At 67.2% G+C, this 15,149-nt stretch carries 16 protein-coding genes; 8 read left to right on the forward strand and 8 right to left on the reverse strand.

The features are described from left to right. Nucleotides 1-38 precede the first annotated feature (38 nt). Entirely contained in the window at nt 39-518 is a 480-nt protein-coding gene (locus tag BST15_RS01130; protein WP_046188712.1) for an MPT63 family protein, read from the reverse strand. 280 nt (nt 519-798) lie between these two features. On the opposite strand from BST15_RS01130, the gene BST15_RS01135 reads away from it, so the two are divergent. Beyond that, on the forward strand, nt 799-1,464 hold the full coding sequence (locus BST15_RS01135; protein ID WP_198528286.1) for a PAS and ANTAR domain-containing protein: 666 nt from the start codon (nt 799-801) through the stop codon (nt 1,462-1,464). Between the two features lie 529 nt (nt 1,465-1,993). Then, entirely contained in the window at nt 1,994-2,332 is a 339-nt protein-coding gene (locus BST15_RS01140; RefSeq protein ID WP_234708222.1) for an STAS domain-containing protein, read from the forward strand. A 25-nt stretch (nt 2,333-2,357) separates the two neighbouring features. Here the strand turns inward: BST15_RS01140 and BST15_RS01145 are convergent, their stop codons facing one another. The 3 genes from BST15_RS01145 to BST15_RS01150 form a co-directional block, all read right to left on the reverse strand. Continuing rightward, complete coding sequence (locus BST15_RS01145; protein ID WP_046188751.1) at nt 2,358-3,056, reverse strand: cutinase family protein; 699 nt, start codon at nt 3,054-3,056, stop codon at nt 2,358-2,360. A gap of 80 nt (nt 3,057-3,136) precedes the next feature. Further along, on the reverse strand, nt 3,137-3,292 hold the full coding sequence (locus BST15_RS21990; RefSeq protein WP_165757089.1) for a hypothetical protein: 156 nt from the start codon (nt 3,290-3,292) through the stop codon (nt 3,137-3,139). 172 nt (nt 3,293-3,464) lie between these two features. After that, on the reverse strand, nt 3,465-3,812 hold the full coding sequence (locus BST15_RS01150) for a hypothetical protein (RefSeq protein WP_046188750.1): 348 nt from the start codon (nt 3,810-3,812) through the stop codon (nt 3,465-3,467). Between the two features lie 411 nt (nt 3,813-4,223). On the opposite strand from BST15_RS01150, the gene BST15_RS01155 reads away from it, so the two are divergent. Then, complete coding sequence (locus BST15_RS01155) at nt 4,224-4,853, forward strand: cutinase family protein (protein ID WP_234708223.1); 630 nt, start codon at nt 4,224-4,226, stop codon at nt 4,851-4,853. 96 nt (nt 4,854-4,949) lie between these two features. Then, entirely contained in the window at nt 4,950-6,455 is a 1,506-nt protein-coding gene (locus BST15_RS01160; RefSeq protein WP_046188710.1) for an FAD-dependent oxidoreductase, read from the forward strand. Between the two features lie 4 nt (nt 6,456-6,459). Here BST15_RS01160 and BST15_RS01165 read toward each other — a convergent pair whose 3' ends face one another. From BST15_RS01165 to BST15_RS01175, 3 genes are all read right to left on the reverse strand, one after another. Continuing rightward, nucleotides 6,460-7,251, reverse strand: coding sequence for a SigB/SigF/SigG family RNA polymerase sigma factor (locus tag BST15_RS01165; RefSeq protein WP_046188709.1), 792 nt, complete (start codon nt 7,249-7,251; stop codon nt 6,460-6,462). After that, nucleotides 7,248-7,685: an anti-sigma factor gene (locus tag BST15_RS01170; protein ID WP_046188708.1), complete on the reverse strand. Its 438-nt coding sequence runs from the start codon at nt 7,683-7,685 to the stop codon at nt 7,248-7,250. The genes BST15_RS01165 and BST15_RS01170 overlap by 4 nt, the downstream gene beginning before the upstream one ends. A gap of 175 nt (nt 7,686-7,860) precedes the next feature. Further along, nucleotides 7,861-8,229 (reverse strand): hypothetical protein, encoded by a 369-nt coding sequence (locus BST15_RS01175; protein WP_046188749.1) that lies wholly within the window; start codon nt 8,227-8,229, stop codon nt 7,861-7,863. 157 nt (nt 8,230-8,386) lie between these two features. On the opposite strand from BST15_RS01175, the gene mbp1 reads away from it, so the two are divergent. Both mbp1 and BST15_RS01185 read left to right on the forward strand, forming a co-directional pair. Beyond that, complete coding sequence (mbp1, locus tag BST15_RS01180; protein ID WP_046188707.1) at nt 8,387-8,626, forward strand: microaggregate-binding protein 1; 240 nt, start codon at nt 8,387-8,389, stop codon at nt 8,624-8,626. A gap of 131 nt (nt 8,627-8,757) precedes the next feature. After that, on the forward strand, nt 8,758-9,432 hold the full coding sequence (locus BST15_RS01185) for a winged helix family transcriptional regulator (RefSeq protein ID WP_046188706.1): 675 nt from the start codon (nt 8,758-8,760) through the stop codon (nt 9,430-9,432). Between the two features lie 4 nt (nt 9,433-9,436). Here the strand turns inward: BST15_RS01185 and BST15_RS01190 are convergent, their stop codons facing one another. Next, entirely contained in the window at nt 9,437-9,847 is a 411-nt protein-coding gene (locus BST15_RS01190) for a hypothetical protein (protein ID WP_234708224.1), read from the reverse strand. 88 nt (nt 9,848-9,935) lie between these two features. Between BST15_RS01190 and BST15_RS01195 the strand changes: the two genes are divergently transcribed. Both BST15_RS01195 and nei2 read left to right on the forward strand, forming a co-directional pair. After that, nucleotides 9,936-14,396 (forward strand): ATP-dependent helicase, encoded by a 4,461-nt coding sequence (locus BST15_RS01195; protein WP_046188705.1) that lies wholly within the window; start codon nt 9,936-9,938, stop codon nt 14,394-14,396. Further along, on the forward strand, nt 14,396-15,145 hold the full coding sequence (nei2, locus tag BST15_RS01200) for an endonuclease VIII Nei2 (protein WP_046188704.1): 750 nt from the start codon (nt 14,396-14,398) through the stop codon (nt 15,143-15,145). The genes BST15_RS01195 and nei2 overlap by 1 nt, the downstream gene beginning before the upstream one ends. Nucleotides 15,146-15,149 lie beyond the last annotated feature (4 nt).

Raw genomic sequence — 15,149 nt, forward strand, 5'->3', positions numbered from 1 at the left:
CCCGATCCGAAGGATCGGGCCCAGCTCGGCTGCAAGGGTCAGGTGTTGCTCGTCCAGATCAGTACATCCTGAACTCCGTCGTTGTAGACCACGCCGTCCGGCGCAGGGCCCGTCACGTCGAAGTAGATCTTGCCGTTCGCCGCCGTGCCCTGGGCGATCGGTGCCGGACTGATGCCGCCAGGCGTCGGGACCGTGTTGACCACCCGATAGGTGTCACTGTTGGCCGCCCTGGCGTTGAAGTCAGCGACCACCGGTGTCACGGTGCCGCTGTCGGCACGAGCGGTGACGTCGGCTTGATACAGCTTGCCGCGCGGTTGATAGCCCGGAATGGTGACGTTGGCCGGCTCCAGATTGCTCACCGTGTAGGACGTCACCATCGGCCCGTCATTGAGCTGCGATGGCGTGCCGAACGGCTGAACCGCCGGCTCGGCCAGCGCGGTTCCGGCGGCAAAGAGACCTAGCGCGGCGATTCCGGCCGCGCCCGCGGCCGTCTTGACCGCAGTTGTGGAGAGCTTCATCTCTGACTCCTCCGATTCTTTTCGATACGTGGCGGCGGTCCGCTTCTCTGGAACTTGGCCGCGCGTCTCAGAGCACTTACCCCGTGCGCCCGAAGGTGAAACCTGGTGGTGGTTGCGCACAGTGGGGAAATTGTGGATAGTTACGCCAACCTCGGGCGTTCAGCAGACAGCGCCGGTCCGGATCGACCTTGCATCCATTCCTGCGTTTCAGACCGCGGCTCGCCCACCGGCCAAGGGATCAACTCATACTGTGCGGGTGCGAGAAGGCGGGTTTGCGGTGATCGAGGATCTCAACGCTGAATTTGCGGGGCACACGGGCAACGAAGCCGAGGCACACAGCGGCCTGGACCTGGTGGTCGGTCACGGCGAACCGCAGCGAGTGGGCCGGTTCCGGTACTGGCTGGGCGAGCAGCGCTGGGAATGGTCGGACACGGTGGCCCGCATGCACGGCTACGAGCCGGGAACCGTCGCGCCGAGCACCGAGTTGCTGCTGCAGCACAAGCATCCCGAGGACCGCCCGCAGGTGGCCGAAGTCCTGGAGCGCGTGCTACGGGGCGAGCCATTCAGCAGTCGGCACCGGATCATCGACACCGGGGGGCTGGAGCACTGGGTGATCGTCGTCGGTGACCGCATGCTCGACGACGCCGGGGTGGTCACCGGAACGGCCGGCTTCTATGTCGACGTCACCGATGTGTTGCAGGCCGATGTCAGCGCCGCGGTCTCCGAGGTCGCCGAATCTCGCGCGGTGATCGAACAGGCCAAGGGAGTCTTGATGGTCGGCTACGGCATCTCCGCTGAACGGGCGTTCGACATCCTGGTGTGGCGTTCGCAGGAGACGAATGTCAAGGTGCGCGACTTGGCCACCCGATTCGTGGCCGCGTTCACCGGCAGACTCCCCGCCGAGGTGCTCTCGGACCTCGACCACACCCTGCTGACCGTGACCTGAGCCCAGCCCCGGCCTGAATGATGCGGTTCCGATAATCCTCCGACCCCCGTTGCACGGCAACCACATGGGCACAAAGGTATGGCGCACAACGCCGATTCAAAGAAATGCTCAATTTAATTTCAGGAGTTACACATTCGCCCAGGTAGGACACCTCTGCCGCGGGATCAACTTCATTTCACGCACGAACGAAAGCGGTGCAAACCGTCTTTAACGTAAAGTGTCGCAAGCGAATTCACTAGGTCACCCAGCGCCGTTACCGAATCGTTGCAGTATCGGCGTGAACGGCGTAGGTTCGTCTCTAGGTTGAGTTAACAGCCACCCGGAAGACGCGTCACCCACGCTAGCCAGGGGGCATATTCCCTGCATCTCATCCGTGAAGGTGTAACTCGCATCGACGCGCCACAGTACGAGTTTCGACTGATGGAGCAATGCAATGCCAATTCTGAAAACCGCTGGATCACTGCATTCGGCCTCTCGCTCACACTCCCCTTCCCCCGCTGATACGTGGAGTAGCCACGCCGCGCAATCTGTGACCCACTGGGGACGCAGCGGCGCGGTGATCAGCGTGGAGGGAGAACTCGACGCCTCCAACGTCGGCGACCTGGCCGACTACGTGCAGCGCTGCGCGTACTACTGCGATTGGCTGGTCCTCGACCTCAGCACGCTGGATTTCATTGGCACCGTCGGCTTTTCGACGCTGAAGACGATCGCCGACCGGTGCGCTGAAGACCGGATCTACTGCACTACGGTTCCCGGCGCCGCGGTTGCGCGGCTGTTGCGCATCTGCGATCCCGACAACATGCTGCCGACCACGCCGTCACGAGCCGACGCACTTGCCGGTGCGCAGGTCTTCCGCCCGGTCCGCTGACCGCACACACCGGCCCCGCCAGCGTCTACCCGACTCGTCCCTGCAGCTGATGGAATGCGAAGTCGGCGCCGTGCTGAACCATGGTCGGGTCGTCTCCGGCGTAGCTGTCATGGGCGGCAAAGTTCATTCCGTCGGAACAGACGGCATCCTCAGGAGCACACACCTGCAGCGTCTTCGCCTGGTACAGCGGACCGATGACGATCGTGGGCTCGTTGAGGAAGTTCATCGCCCGCTCGTTGGGCATCGAGAACAACACCACCGCGGCCACATGGTCGGCGACCTCGGGATCTAGTGGCTTAGGCACGGTCGCGGGGTCGACGCCGTCGGGCACCTGAGCCGACGTGACAAAGCCCATGACCGCGGCCCCTTGGGAGTAGCCGCCGAGAACCATCTTGGTGGTGGGACAGGTAGTGGCACGGGAGAGCACGTGCGCCCCCGCATCCCGGATGCCGTCCACTCCGGTGTCCCACTGGTCGCTGGCGGGGTAATCCACGGCGTACACGGCCGGGCTCCTTCCCATGCGCGTGGTGAGCGCACTGAGGAACGCCTGACCGGTCGGCCCCACGCCCGGAGGCTCACCCGTACCCCTGGCAAACACCACCTCGGTGTCGGGACAGGGCGGCTCGGCCCCAGCAAGGGGTACCGGACCCATCAGGAAGGTGGCGCCGGCGAATGCCAGGACCGCCACCGAACCGAAGGAAGCGAGATTGTTACGAACAAGCATGTCCATTGAGGTGCCCGCGCCGACGATGACTCAAACCGCCTCTTGGGATTATCTCGCCGGCCCGACGGGTGAGCACACGCTCAGTACCAATAGCGCCTGCCGGCCACCGGGCGACCGAGGGCTCCCAGCAGCCAGAACACCGCTCCGACCACCAGTAGGACTATGCCCATGGCCCACAGGACATAGATGTTGAACACCATTCCCAATATCAGCAGCACGAGCCCGACGCCGATCATGAGCCGAGCCCCAGAATCATCGTGTCGAACGCTCGGTCCAGCGTCCAGGTGCGGGAGCCCGCGAACGCAGGCAGCGCCAATGTCGTCTGTGCCATCGCACAGGGATACCCCGAACGGCTGGGGGCAAAACTCGCCGGCACGTCATGCCACCACGCTGATGTGCCGGCCTCAGTCAGCGTCGAAAAGCGATCACCAGTGCCAGCAGATCGGCCGCCAACAGCGCCCACCCCGCGGCCGGTACCCACCACCCGCGCCGTCTGCCCGCGGTGAAGAACGAGGCCAGGATGGTCAGCGCAGCGATGAACGGCGCTCCGTAGTACAGCGCGGCGAACACCGCTCCACTGGGGCCGACGTCCGGGCACTCGGCGGTGCTGCACGCGGCGGTGCTCATCATCGCAGCCGTCGCGAACACCATTACCAGGGCCGCGCCGGCCGCGGTCAGCAGAGCAGCGGCCCAGTTGACCCAGAGCCGGGCGCGGTGGTTGCTGGTCTCGACCGGGACCGGCATGGGCTCAACCATCACGACCTCGTTGCGGGTCCTTGGTCCGCCACTGGTTGGTGTTGGACACCTCGCCAGGCAGGACCAGCGCACCGAAGTCGTCGCACGCCGGCGCGGTCCCGACGATGGAGAGCCTGCATCTGACCCACGGTAGAGGCCAGCACGGGGTGCGCACCAGACATGAGATCTCCCTTCGGTGCAGCGGACCGATTGGTTGGTTTCGACTGCTACGTCGACAGATGCCTGCCCAAAGACGTTGCAATCATTGGCGACTCACCCTACAAGGGCGATCCGCCACGGTGGCACCAATCTAGTCTTGCCACTTTCTCCTGGGGTGAAACCACCGTTTGCCACCGGCCTGCCACGGGTATGCGTTGTCTCGTTGTGATGAGGCAGATCCTTACCGCCGCAGTCGCGTCAGGATGCACACTGTTGTTCACACCGGCGAGCGGCGAGGCGGCCGCCGCCGGGTGCACCGATATCGCGGTGGTGTTTGCGCGCGGCACCGGAGAAGCTCCGGGCGTCGGTTGGATGGGTCAGCAGTTTGTCGACGCGCTGCGATGGCGCACCTGGGGGCGCGGGCTGGATGTCTACCCCGTGGACTTTCCCGCCGTGCCCGAGTTCGCGCCCTCGGCCGTCGGCGTCGCCAATGCCGCCAACCAGCTCCGCGATCTGTACACCAGGTGTCCAAGTACCCGACTCATCGTCGGCGGATACTCGCGTGGCGCGGCACTGATCGGATATGTCACCGACCCGGAATCGGCCGGTGAGTTCGGGGACCCACTGCCTCCCGAGGCGGCCAGTCACATCGCCGCCGTGGTCTTGCTGGGCAGACCCTCCGCTGCCTTCTTGAGTTCAATCGCGGCGCCACCGCTGTCAATCGGACCGAGCTACGCCGCCAAGACCATCGACCTGTGCGCGCCCGGCGATCCGGTCTGCTCGGCAGGAGACAATGGGGCCGCGCACAGCGCATACGCGGCAAATGGCATGACGGGGCAAGCCGCTGACTTTGTCGTCGACCATCTGCGGCCACCTGAAACCGTTCCGGGACAGCCGTTCTAGCCAGCGTTGGCGGCCCGCCCCGTCCTCCGGGAAGTACAAGAACTAGCGCACCGACGGAAACGTTTCGGACGTTGCCGGAGGGGTACAGATTCGAGCATGACGTCGTTGTGGCTGGCCAACAGGATTGCAACAGCGCCGGACTCGGGCCGCGCTGAGGATCTGCCCGATCACGCCGACGTGGTGGTGGCGGGCGCGGGCATCACTGGTCTGATGACCGCGGTGCTGCTGGCTCGAGCGGGCCGCCAGGTGTTGGTGTTGGAAGCCCGCACCGTTGGCGCCTGCGCGACCGGAAACACCACCGCCAAGATCAGCCTGCTGCAGGCCACCCAGCTCTCAAAGATCTTGGCCAAGCAGGGCAAGGACCTGGCCGCTGCCTACCTGGCCGGCAATCGCGCCGGGCAGGAGTGGCTGCTGGAATTCTGCGCCGCCTCCGGGGTGCCGGTCCAGCGCGAATCCGCCTATAGCTTCGCCCAGTCCAAGCGCGGGGTGGCCGCGGCCCGCGCCGAGTTCGAAGCCTGCCGAACGCTGGGGCTGCCGGCCACATGGGAGGCACATGCCGACACGCCGTTTGATTACTACGGCGGGGTCCGCCTAGAAGAACAAGCTCAGTTCGATCCGATGACCTTTCTCGACGCGCTCCGCGCTGAGCTGGGCGAAAACGGCGGACAAGTGCTGGAACACACACGCGTGCAGCATGTTTCCAGCAGCCACCGCACCCTCCGCCTACGCGTGGACAGCCCCCGTGGGCAGGCCGAACTGCGGGCCGCTCAGCTGGTGCTGGCCACCGGGATACCGGTCCTGGACCGCGGTGGATACTTCGCCCGAGCCAAGCCCAGCCGCTCCTACTGCATGGCATTCGAGGTACCCGGCGACATCACCCGGCCGATGATGATCTCCACCGACACACCGACCCGGTCGCTGCGCTACGCCCCGTCCGGCGACTCGCGACTACTGCTCGTCGGCGGGGGCGGGCACACCGTGGGCCGCGAGAAGCACCCCGGCGAAGCGCTCGCAGAACTGGAGTCCTGGACGGTCAGGCACTACCCGGGAGCAGTCCGAACGCACCTCTGGTCGGCCCAGGACTATGCCCCTGTAGACGAACTTCCCTTCGTCGGCCCTCTCCTTCCCGGTAGCGAGACCATCTATGTCGCAACTGGTTTCAACAAATGGGGCATGACGAATGGGGCAGCCGCGGCACTGGCGTTGTCAGGCCGCATCCTCGGCGCGCGACCAAGGTGGGACCAAGCGTTTACGAGCTGGCGCACCGGCGAACTGCGCGGCCTGCCCACGGCCATGGCCGCCAATCTTGCGGTCGGATTCCATCTGGCGAAAGGCTGGATCACCCCGGCGGTCCGCCTAGACGGCGGCCACCACGGAAGCGATAACGGTGTGGTCAGCGGACCACCTTGGCACCTGCAGGCTCAGTGCCAGGTGGACGGTGTCGAGCACCGGCTCTCCCCGGTCTGCCCGCACCTCGGCGGCATCGTGAACTGGAATGAGGTCGACCGGGCGTGGGAGTGCCCACTGCATGGTTCGCGTTTCGCGCCCGACGGAAGCCTGCTGGAAGGCCCGGCCACCCGCGGCCTGACCGCCGGCACCTGAGCCGCTACTGCAACTGATCGCGAAGCCTGCCCAACGATTTGGCCAGCAGTCGGGACACGTGCATCTGTGAGATTCCGACCCGGTCGGCTATCTGTGTCTGAGTCATCGACTCAAAAAACCGCAGGACAAGCACGGTGCGTTCGCGCTCCGGCAGCGCCTCCAGCAAGGGCCGCAACGCCTCACGGTCCTCGATCCGGTCCATTCGGGTATCGACATCGCCGAGAGTGTCGGCGATCGAGCGGGCGTCGTCTTCGTCCGAGCCTCCCCCGCCGCCGTCGATCGACAGAGTGTTGTAGGAACTGCCCGCCACAAGCCCTTCGACCACCTCCTCACGGCTCAACTCGAGCTCCGTGGCCAGCTCGGAGGCGGTGGGCGCGCGCCCTAGGCGCTGCGAGAGTTCCGCGGTGGCGACACCCAGGCGCAGGTGCAGCTCTTTGAGCCGGCGCGGCACCTTGACCGACCAGCTGTTGTCGCGAAAGTGGCGGCGGACCTCGCCCATGATCGTTGGGACCGCGAAGGAGATGAAATCCGAGCCGGTTTCGACGTCGAAACGTGTGACGGCGTTGACCAGGCCCACCCTCGCCACCTGAACCAGATCGTCACGCTGCTCTCCACGCCCCTCGAACCGGCGCGCAATGTGGTCCGCGAGCGGGAGACACCGCTCCACGATCTTGTCCTTGCGGTTTCGAAAGTCGACCGAATCGGTGTCGTACTCGGCGAGCTCACGAAACATGTCGCCGACGTCGGCGTACTCCGATCCGGACTGTGAGCCGCTGCGCGCGGCGCGCGGACTCACCGCCCGGAATCCGCCCGGCGGGTCGTCAATGTCACCCCGAAGACCTCCCCCGCACCATCGGTTTCGGGCCCCTCACGGAACGCCTCGACCTCGTCGACCAACGCGGTGAGCACGTGCCAGCTGAAGCTTCCCGGAACCAGCACACCAGCCGCGGTGCCCGGTGCCGACGCCTGGACCGTCACGTACTCGTCGTTCGGGTCGACGACGACCGTCAGCATCGCGCCCGGCGCGGCACTGCGAATCAACTGTGTGCATAGTTCATCGATCGCCAGCCGCAGGTCTGCGACGGTGTCGACATCCAGATCCTCATACGTGGCGACGGCACCGACCAACATGCGGATCACCGCCAGACTTTCCAGCCTGGGCGTCACCCGCAGTTCGACGGCCCGTTCGCTGCAGGCGCGCCGCGCCCGATCACTGTCAATATCGGTCATGAAGCCTCCCGGCGAAATCGGACCGAGACTACTGCTGCGCGTCAATCGGCTGCCCACCACCCTGGCATGCAGGCACCCACACGCATTCCGCCCTCACCCGACGACATCACCATGGCATGCCGGCTGCCGGGAGATCAGTCATGGCAAGTCTGTACCCACTCTCCGATGAACTCAATCACCCCAGACCTATGATCGGAACGGCGGTCATCAACAAGACCACCAGCATCAAGGTCAGCAGGAACCACCCGGCGCCCTGCCAGCCCCACCAGGTGCCCTGCCGACGCCAGACCCGATAGGTGCGGCAGAACGCCCGCAGGCCCCCGCCGGCCAAGATCGCCGGAGCTCCGACCGCCAGCACCGTCCGACACGGCCTCCCACACGTCACGGTGGCCGACCCCGGGTCACAGGAGCCCGTCCACAGCAGCGCCATCACGACGAATGCCACTGCTGCGGCGCCGGTGGCAGCGGCGAAGTGGACGGCCGCACGTACCTGAGGATCTTCCTGCCCCAGGCGGTCGCCACCGGGAGTGGCGCCCGCTCGCATCCGTGGTTCCACATCTCCACCGTCCGCGCTGATGAACTCTGCGTCAAGGCGATTCGACACCGGCATCAACGTTTGGGCGCTCGACGGGCCGGGAAGCCTTGCCGTTGTGACGGGCTCTAGACCGCATGGGTCTGTCACCGCCACGAAGGGAGGACAGATGTCCGACGAGAAACGAAGTGCCACCGAAGACGGCGTCCGAGGTGCCGTGGAAGGTATCAAAGGCAAGGCCAAGGAAGTGTTCGGAGCCGTGACCGGGGACGACGAGACGGTACGCGAGGGCCGAGCGCAGCAGGACAAAGGCGAGGCAGAGCGCGACGCCGCCAAACATCAAGCCGAGGCCGAATCGGCCAGGGCAGCCGCTAAGGCGGCTGAGGCGCGCGAGCAGTCGCACCAGTAACCCGAGGGGAGGGCAGGCCCGGTCCGCCACGCGGACCGGGCCTGTCGCTACGGTGCCGCCGATTACATCCGCGGCACATTGGGTACTAAAAGCGTTGAGACGGAGACGTATCCACGGTTTGGAGTCAGGCGATGGAGATCCTGCTACTGACAGATCGCGACGAGTTCGCACAATCGCTGTCGGGTCTGCGTGCCTTCGGGCATTCCACCACCCGCGGCCCGCTGGCCGTGAACACGCGCGCGAACTGCGGACTCGCCGAGGCCGTTCTGGTAGACGGCAGCTCCGAGGAAGCCGCCGCGCGTGAGAGCTGCCGCAAGCTCGGAGCCTGGGCTCCCTCGGCTGCTGTACTGGCGGTGGTGGCCACCGAAGACTTCTCCGCGGTCGGTCTCGATTGGCACGTCGACGATGTCGTAGTCGCGACCGCCAGCCCCGCCGAGGTGAATGCGAGGCTGCAGTTGGCACGGGCACGCCGACACGAATTCGATCCGAACACACTGCAGTTCGGCCCCCTGGTGATTCGCCCAGACAGCTTCACCGCATCGCTGTCGAATCGAGAACTTGATCTGACCCTCACCGAGTTCAAACTCCTGCACCACCTGGTCCGCCATGCCGGTCAGGCGTGCAGCAGGACACGGCTCCTTCAAGACCTGTGGTCGGGCAAGGGCAACCGCCGCAAGATCGACGTACACGTCCAGCGGTTACGCGCCAAGCTTGGCAGCGAGTACGAGTCGATGGTCGACACCGTCCGCGGGGTCGGCTACATGGCTCCGCAGCCGCCCCAGACGCCGTGGGCCGTCGCCAACTGAAGGGTCAGAACAGCGCCAGCACGGTCAGCAGATCGGCTGCGAGCAGTGTCCAGCCACCGATCCACACCAGGAACCCATGACGGTGGGTGGCGAAGAAGAACGCCAGAAATAGTGTCAGCGCGGCAATTCCCGCTGCGGCGTGATAGAGCACGGCGAACGACGACCCACTCATTGCGAGACCGGGGCAAGACGACGCGCATGCAGCGGCGCCCGAGAGCCTGCCGAGAGAGAACGCCATCGTCAACACCGCTGCAGGAGCTGTGAGCAGCGACAACGTCCAGTTGATCCACGTCCAATCTCGGACCGGCGTCTGCAGATCTGCCGGCACCGCCGCATCCTGCACGGCGTCCGAGAAGATCGGCCCCATGGGTCGCACTCCGTGGTCCACCATGGCCTTCAGTCCCTCTCCACTCACCGACCCCGAATACCCCTGGGCAGGCCGGCCAAACCCGCTGACCGGCTACCCGCCCCCACGGCGGCTGAGAAATTGGCACGATGGCTAGATGAGCTCCGAGCACGCCGAACCGATGACACGGTTCTCGGCGTTGACCCGGGACTGGTTCACCGGCACCTTCAGCGCACCGACACCGGCACAGGAACAGGCCTGGTCGGCGATCGCCGACGGCCACAACACCCTCGTGATCGCCCCGACCGGATCGGGCAAGACGCTGGCGGCATTCCTGTGGGCGTTGGACCAGCTCAGCGCCCAGCCGACCACCGCGCCGCGCAACAACACGCGGGTCCTGTACGTCTCACCGCTGAAGGCCCTGGCCGTCGATGTCGAGCGCAACTTGCGCACCCCCTTGAACGGCATCGCCCGCATGGCCGCACAGCGGGACCTGCCCGGCCCTGACATCACCGTCGGCGTGCGTTCGGGTGACACGACACCGGCACGACGCCGAGAGCTGATTGCCACACCGCCCGACATCCTGATCACCACTCCCGAGTCGCTGTTTCTGATGCTGACCTCGGCAGCCCGGGAAACCTTGACCGGGGTAGGCACCGTGATCGTCGACGAGGTGCACGCCGTGGCGGGAACCAAACGCGGGACACACCTGGCCCTGTCGCTGGAACGCCTCGATGCGCTGCTCCCCCGCCCCGCCCAGCGGATCGGGCTCAGCGCAACGGTGCATCCCGCCGACGAGGTCGCCCGATTCCTGTCGGGGCAGTCCCCGACCACGATCGTGGCTCCCCCGACCGCCAAGACGTTCGAGCTGAGCGTGCAGGTCCCCGTTCCCGACATGGCCAACCCGGCCGAGGGGTCGGTCTGGCCGGAGGTGGAAGAGCGCGTCGTCGACCTGATCGAAGCCCACCGGTCCTCGATCGTGTTCGCCAACTCCCGGCGGCTCGCCGAGCGCCTGACCGGGCGGCTCAACGAGATTCACGCAGAACGCTGCGTCGACACCGAGGATGCGGCGGTACCGCTGGCGCGGGCACACCACGGCTCGGTGTCACTGCAGACCCGAGCCGACGTCGAAGAAGACCTCAAAAGTGGGCGGCTGCGCGCGGTGGTGGCGACCTCGAGCCTGGAACTGGGCATCGACATGGGCGCGGTCGACCTGGTCATCCAGATCGAGGCGCCACCCTCGGTGGCCAGCGGCCTGCAACGCGTCGGCCGTGCCGGCCACCAGGTGGGCGAGATCTCGTCGGGCGTGCTGATTCCCAAGCACCGTACCGACCTGATCGGGTGCGGTGTCACCGTGCAGCGGATGCTCGCAGGTGCGATCGAGACGCTGACCGTGCCGGCCAATCCGCTCGACATCCTGGCCCAGCACACGGTGGCCGCCGCCGCCCTGGAGCCACTGAACGCCGAGGCCTGGTTCGACACGGTGCGCCGCAGCGCCCCGTTCGCGACCCTGACGCGGGGCGTGTTCGAGGCGACGCTGGATCTGCTCTCCGGTAAATACCCCTCGACCGAATTCGCAGAGCTGCGGCCGCGGCTGGTCTACGACCGCGACAACGGAATTCTGACCGCCCGGCCGGGTGCGCAACGGCTCGCCGTCACCTCCGGCGGAGCCATCCCCGACCGGGGACTGTTCGCGGTGTATCTCGCGGGCGCGGAGAAGCCCTCCCGGGTAGGCGAACTCGATGAGGAGATGGTCTACGAGTCGCGTCCCGGCGACGTGATCTCCCTGGGGGCCAGCAGCTGGCGGATCACCGAGATCACCCATGACCGGGTGCTGGTCGCCCCGGCGCCCGGCCAGCCGGGCCGACTGCCGTTCTGGCACGGCGACGGCGTGGGACGACCCGCCGAGCTGGGCGCGGCGTTGGGCGCCTTCACCGGAGAATTGGCCGGCCTGGCGCCCGACGCGTTCGACAAGCGTTGTGCAGGTTTGGGTTTCGACGACTTTGCGATCGACAACCTGCGACGACTGCTCGACGACCAGCGCGCCGCCACCGCAACGGTGCCCACCGACACCACACTGCTGGTGGAGCGGTTCCGCGACGAGCTCGGCGATTGGCGGGTGGTGCTGCACTCACCGTACGGACTGCGCGTACACGGGCCGCTGGCCCTGGCCGTGGGCCGCCGGCTGCGTGACCGCTATGGCATCGACGAGAAGCCGACCGCCTCCGACGACGGCATCGTGGTCCGGCTGCCCGACATGACGCCCGACGGCGATGCCGGGCCCCCTGGCGCAGACCTGTTCGTGTTCGACGCCGACGAGATCGAGCCGCTCGTCACCGCGGAGGTGGGTGGCTCAGCACTGTTCGCCAGCCGATTCCGCGAGTGCGCGGCCCGGGCACTGCTGCTGCCGCGCCGACACCCCGGCCGCCGGACACCGTTGTGGCAGCAACGCCAGCGCGCCGCCCAGTTACTTGATGTCGCACGCAGATACCCGGCCTTCCCGATCGTCCTGGAGACCGTGCGGGAGTGCCTGCAGGATGTCTACGACGTCCCCGCGTTGACGAGCCTGATGACACAGATCGCCCAGCGCCGGGTGCGCGTGTCGCAAGTCGAGACGGCCACCCCGTCGCCGTTCGCGGCGTCGCTGCTGTTCGGCTACGTCGGGGCGTTCATGTATGAGGGCGACAGCCCGCTGGCCGAGCGGCGCGCGGCAGCACTCTCGCTGGACCCCACCCTGCTGGCCCAGTTGCTGGGCCGGGTCGAGCTGCGCGAGCTGCTTGACCCGGCGGTGATCACCACCCTGACCGCGCAACTGCAGCACCTCACCCCCGAGAAGGGCGCCCGCGATGCCGAGGCGGTCGCCGACCTGCTTCGGCTGCTGGGCCCGCTCACCATCGAGGAGATCGGCGCGCGGGCCGCCGGAGCGGACGTGGGTGGCTGGCTGGAACACCTGCTGTCGGCCCGGCGGGTGTTGACGGTGGCGTTCGGCGGGCAGCGCTGGTGGGTCGCCATCGAGGACATCGGCCGGCTGCGCGACGGGCTCGGCGTAGCCGTACCGCCGGGAGTTCCAACGGGATTCACCGAACCGGTGGCCGACCCACTGGGTGAGTTGCTCGGCCGCTTCGCCCGCACCCGGGGTCCGTTCACCACCGGGCACGCAGCGCAGCGATTCGGGCTGGGTGTGCGGGTGGCGGCCGATGCGCTGGGTCGACTGGCGGCCGACGGCCGGGTGATGCGCGGTGAATTCACCGACTTGACGCAGTCTCCCGGCGAGCAGTGGTGCGACACCGAGGTGTTGCGGATCCTGCGACGCCGCTCGCTGGCCGCACTGCGCGCGGCCATCGAGCCGGTATCACCGGCGGCCTATGGGAGGTTCCTGCCGGCCTGGCAGCAGATCGGTACTCCGGGCGCCACCGCCAGCGGCATCGACGGGTTGGCCGGGGTGATCGAGCAGCTGGCCGGCGTGGCCCTGCCCGCATCCGCAGTCGAACCGCTGATCCTCGGTCCACGGGTGCGCGACTACTCACCGGCCATGCTCGACGAACTGCTGGCCTCCGGGGAGGTGCTCTGGTCGGGCGCCGGAGCTCCCGCCGGCAGTGCCCCGGCAAGCGACGGCTGGATCAGCTTTCATACCGCCGATTCGGCTGCGCTGACGCTGGCGCCCGGGACACCCATCGAATTCGGCGACACCCACCGGGCCATCCTCGACACGCTCGGCGGCGGCGGAGCGTTCTTCTTCCGACAGCTGTGCGGGGACGCGAGCGAGTCGGAGTTCACATCCGCACTGTGGGAGCTGATCTGGGCGGGCTGGATCACCGGCGACACGTTCGCTCCGGTGCGGGCGGTCCTGGCAGGAACCCGGCGCACCACCCCGGCACACCGCACCAGACGCCCGCCTCGGCTCAGCCGCTACAGCGTCGCACACGCCACTGCCCGCACCGCGGACCCGGCCGTCGCCGGACGCTGGTCAGTTCTGCCTGCGCCTGAACCCGATTCCACGCTGCGGGCACACCACAGCGCCGAACTTCTCCTACACCGTTACGGGGTACTCACCCGCGGCGCCGTCGCCGCAGAAGCGCTGCCGGGCGGGTTCGCTGCCGCCTACAAAGTACTGACGGCCTTTGAGGAGGCGGGACGCTGCCAACGCGGCTACTTCATCGAGTCGTTGGGCGCCGCACAGTTCGCGCGGGCCTCCACCGTCGATCGGCTCCGGGGCTACCTCGACGGCGTCGACCCGGCCCGACCCGAATTCCACGCCGTGGCCTTGGCCGCGGCCGACCCGGCCAATCCCTACGGGGCGGCATTGAGTTGGCCGGCCCATCCCGGGACCGCGCGGCCGGGGCGCAAGGCGGGCGCGCTGGTGGTCCTGGTCGACGGCGAGCTGACGTGGTTCGTCGAGCGTGGTGGCCGATCACTGCTGAACTTTGCCGCCACCGCCGAGGCGCAGAACGCCGCCGCCGGGGCACTGGCAGGCCTGATCGCCGACCGGCGAGTCGACGGCATTCTCATCGAACGGATCGACGGTGCAACGGTTTTGGAGGTTCGCCAATCCCCCACCCTCGACGCGCTGATCCAGGCGGGGTTCTCGCGCACGCCGCGTGGATTGCGGATGCGCTGATGCCCGAGGGAGACACCGTCTTCCACACCGCGACCGTGCTGGCCGACGCGCTGTCGGGCAAGACACTGACGCGCTGCGACATCCGGGTTCCCCGCTACGCCGAGATCGATCTGACCGGCGCGCGGGTGGACGAGGTGCTCAGTCGAGGCAAGCATCTGTTCATCCGCGTCGGGTCGGCCAGCATTCACTCGCATCTGAAGATGGAGGGCAGCTGGCGCATAGGCCGCCGCCTGCCCGACCACCGGGCGCGCATCATCGTGGAGGCCGGTCAGATTCGTGCCACCGGCATCGATCTGGGAACGCTGGAGGTGCTGGATCGTCGCCTCGACACTGCCGCGGTGGCTCACCTGGGACCCGACCTGCTCGGGGACGACTGGAATCCCGAGGCGGCCGTGGCCGGACTGATCGCTGATCCGCAGCGCCCGTTGGCGGCAGCTCTGCTGGACCAGACCGTGATGGCCGGAATCGGCAACGTCTACTGCAATGAACTGTGCTTCGTGATGGGCCGACTGCCGATCAGTCCCGTCGCCGAACTCACCGATCCTTCTCGACTGGTGTCGCGGGCGCGGGAAATGTTGTGGGCCAATCGCCTGCGCCGGACCCGCTGCACCACCGGTGACACCCGGCCTGGCCGCCACCTGTGGGTGTACGGCCGGGCCGGTCTGCCATGCCGCCGGTGCGGTACCGCGATCAGCGAGGATCGCGCCGGTGACCGGATCCGGTTCTGGTGCTCAACCTGCCAGCGCTGAACAC

This window comes from Mycolicibacter arupensis, assembly GCF_002086515.1.
Taxonomy (GTDB): domain Bacteria; phylum Actinomycetota; class Actinomycetes; order Mycobacteriales; family Mycobacteriaceae; genus Mycobacterium; species Mycobacterium arupense.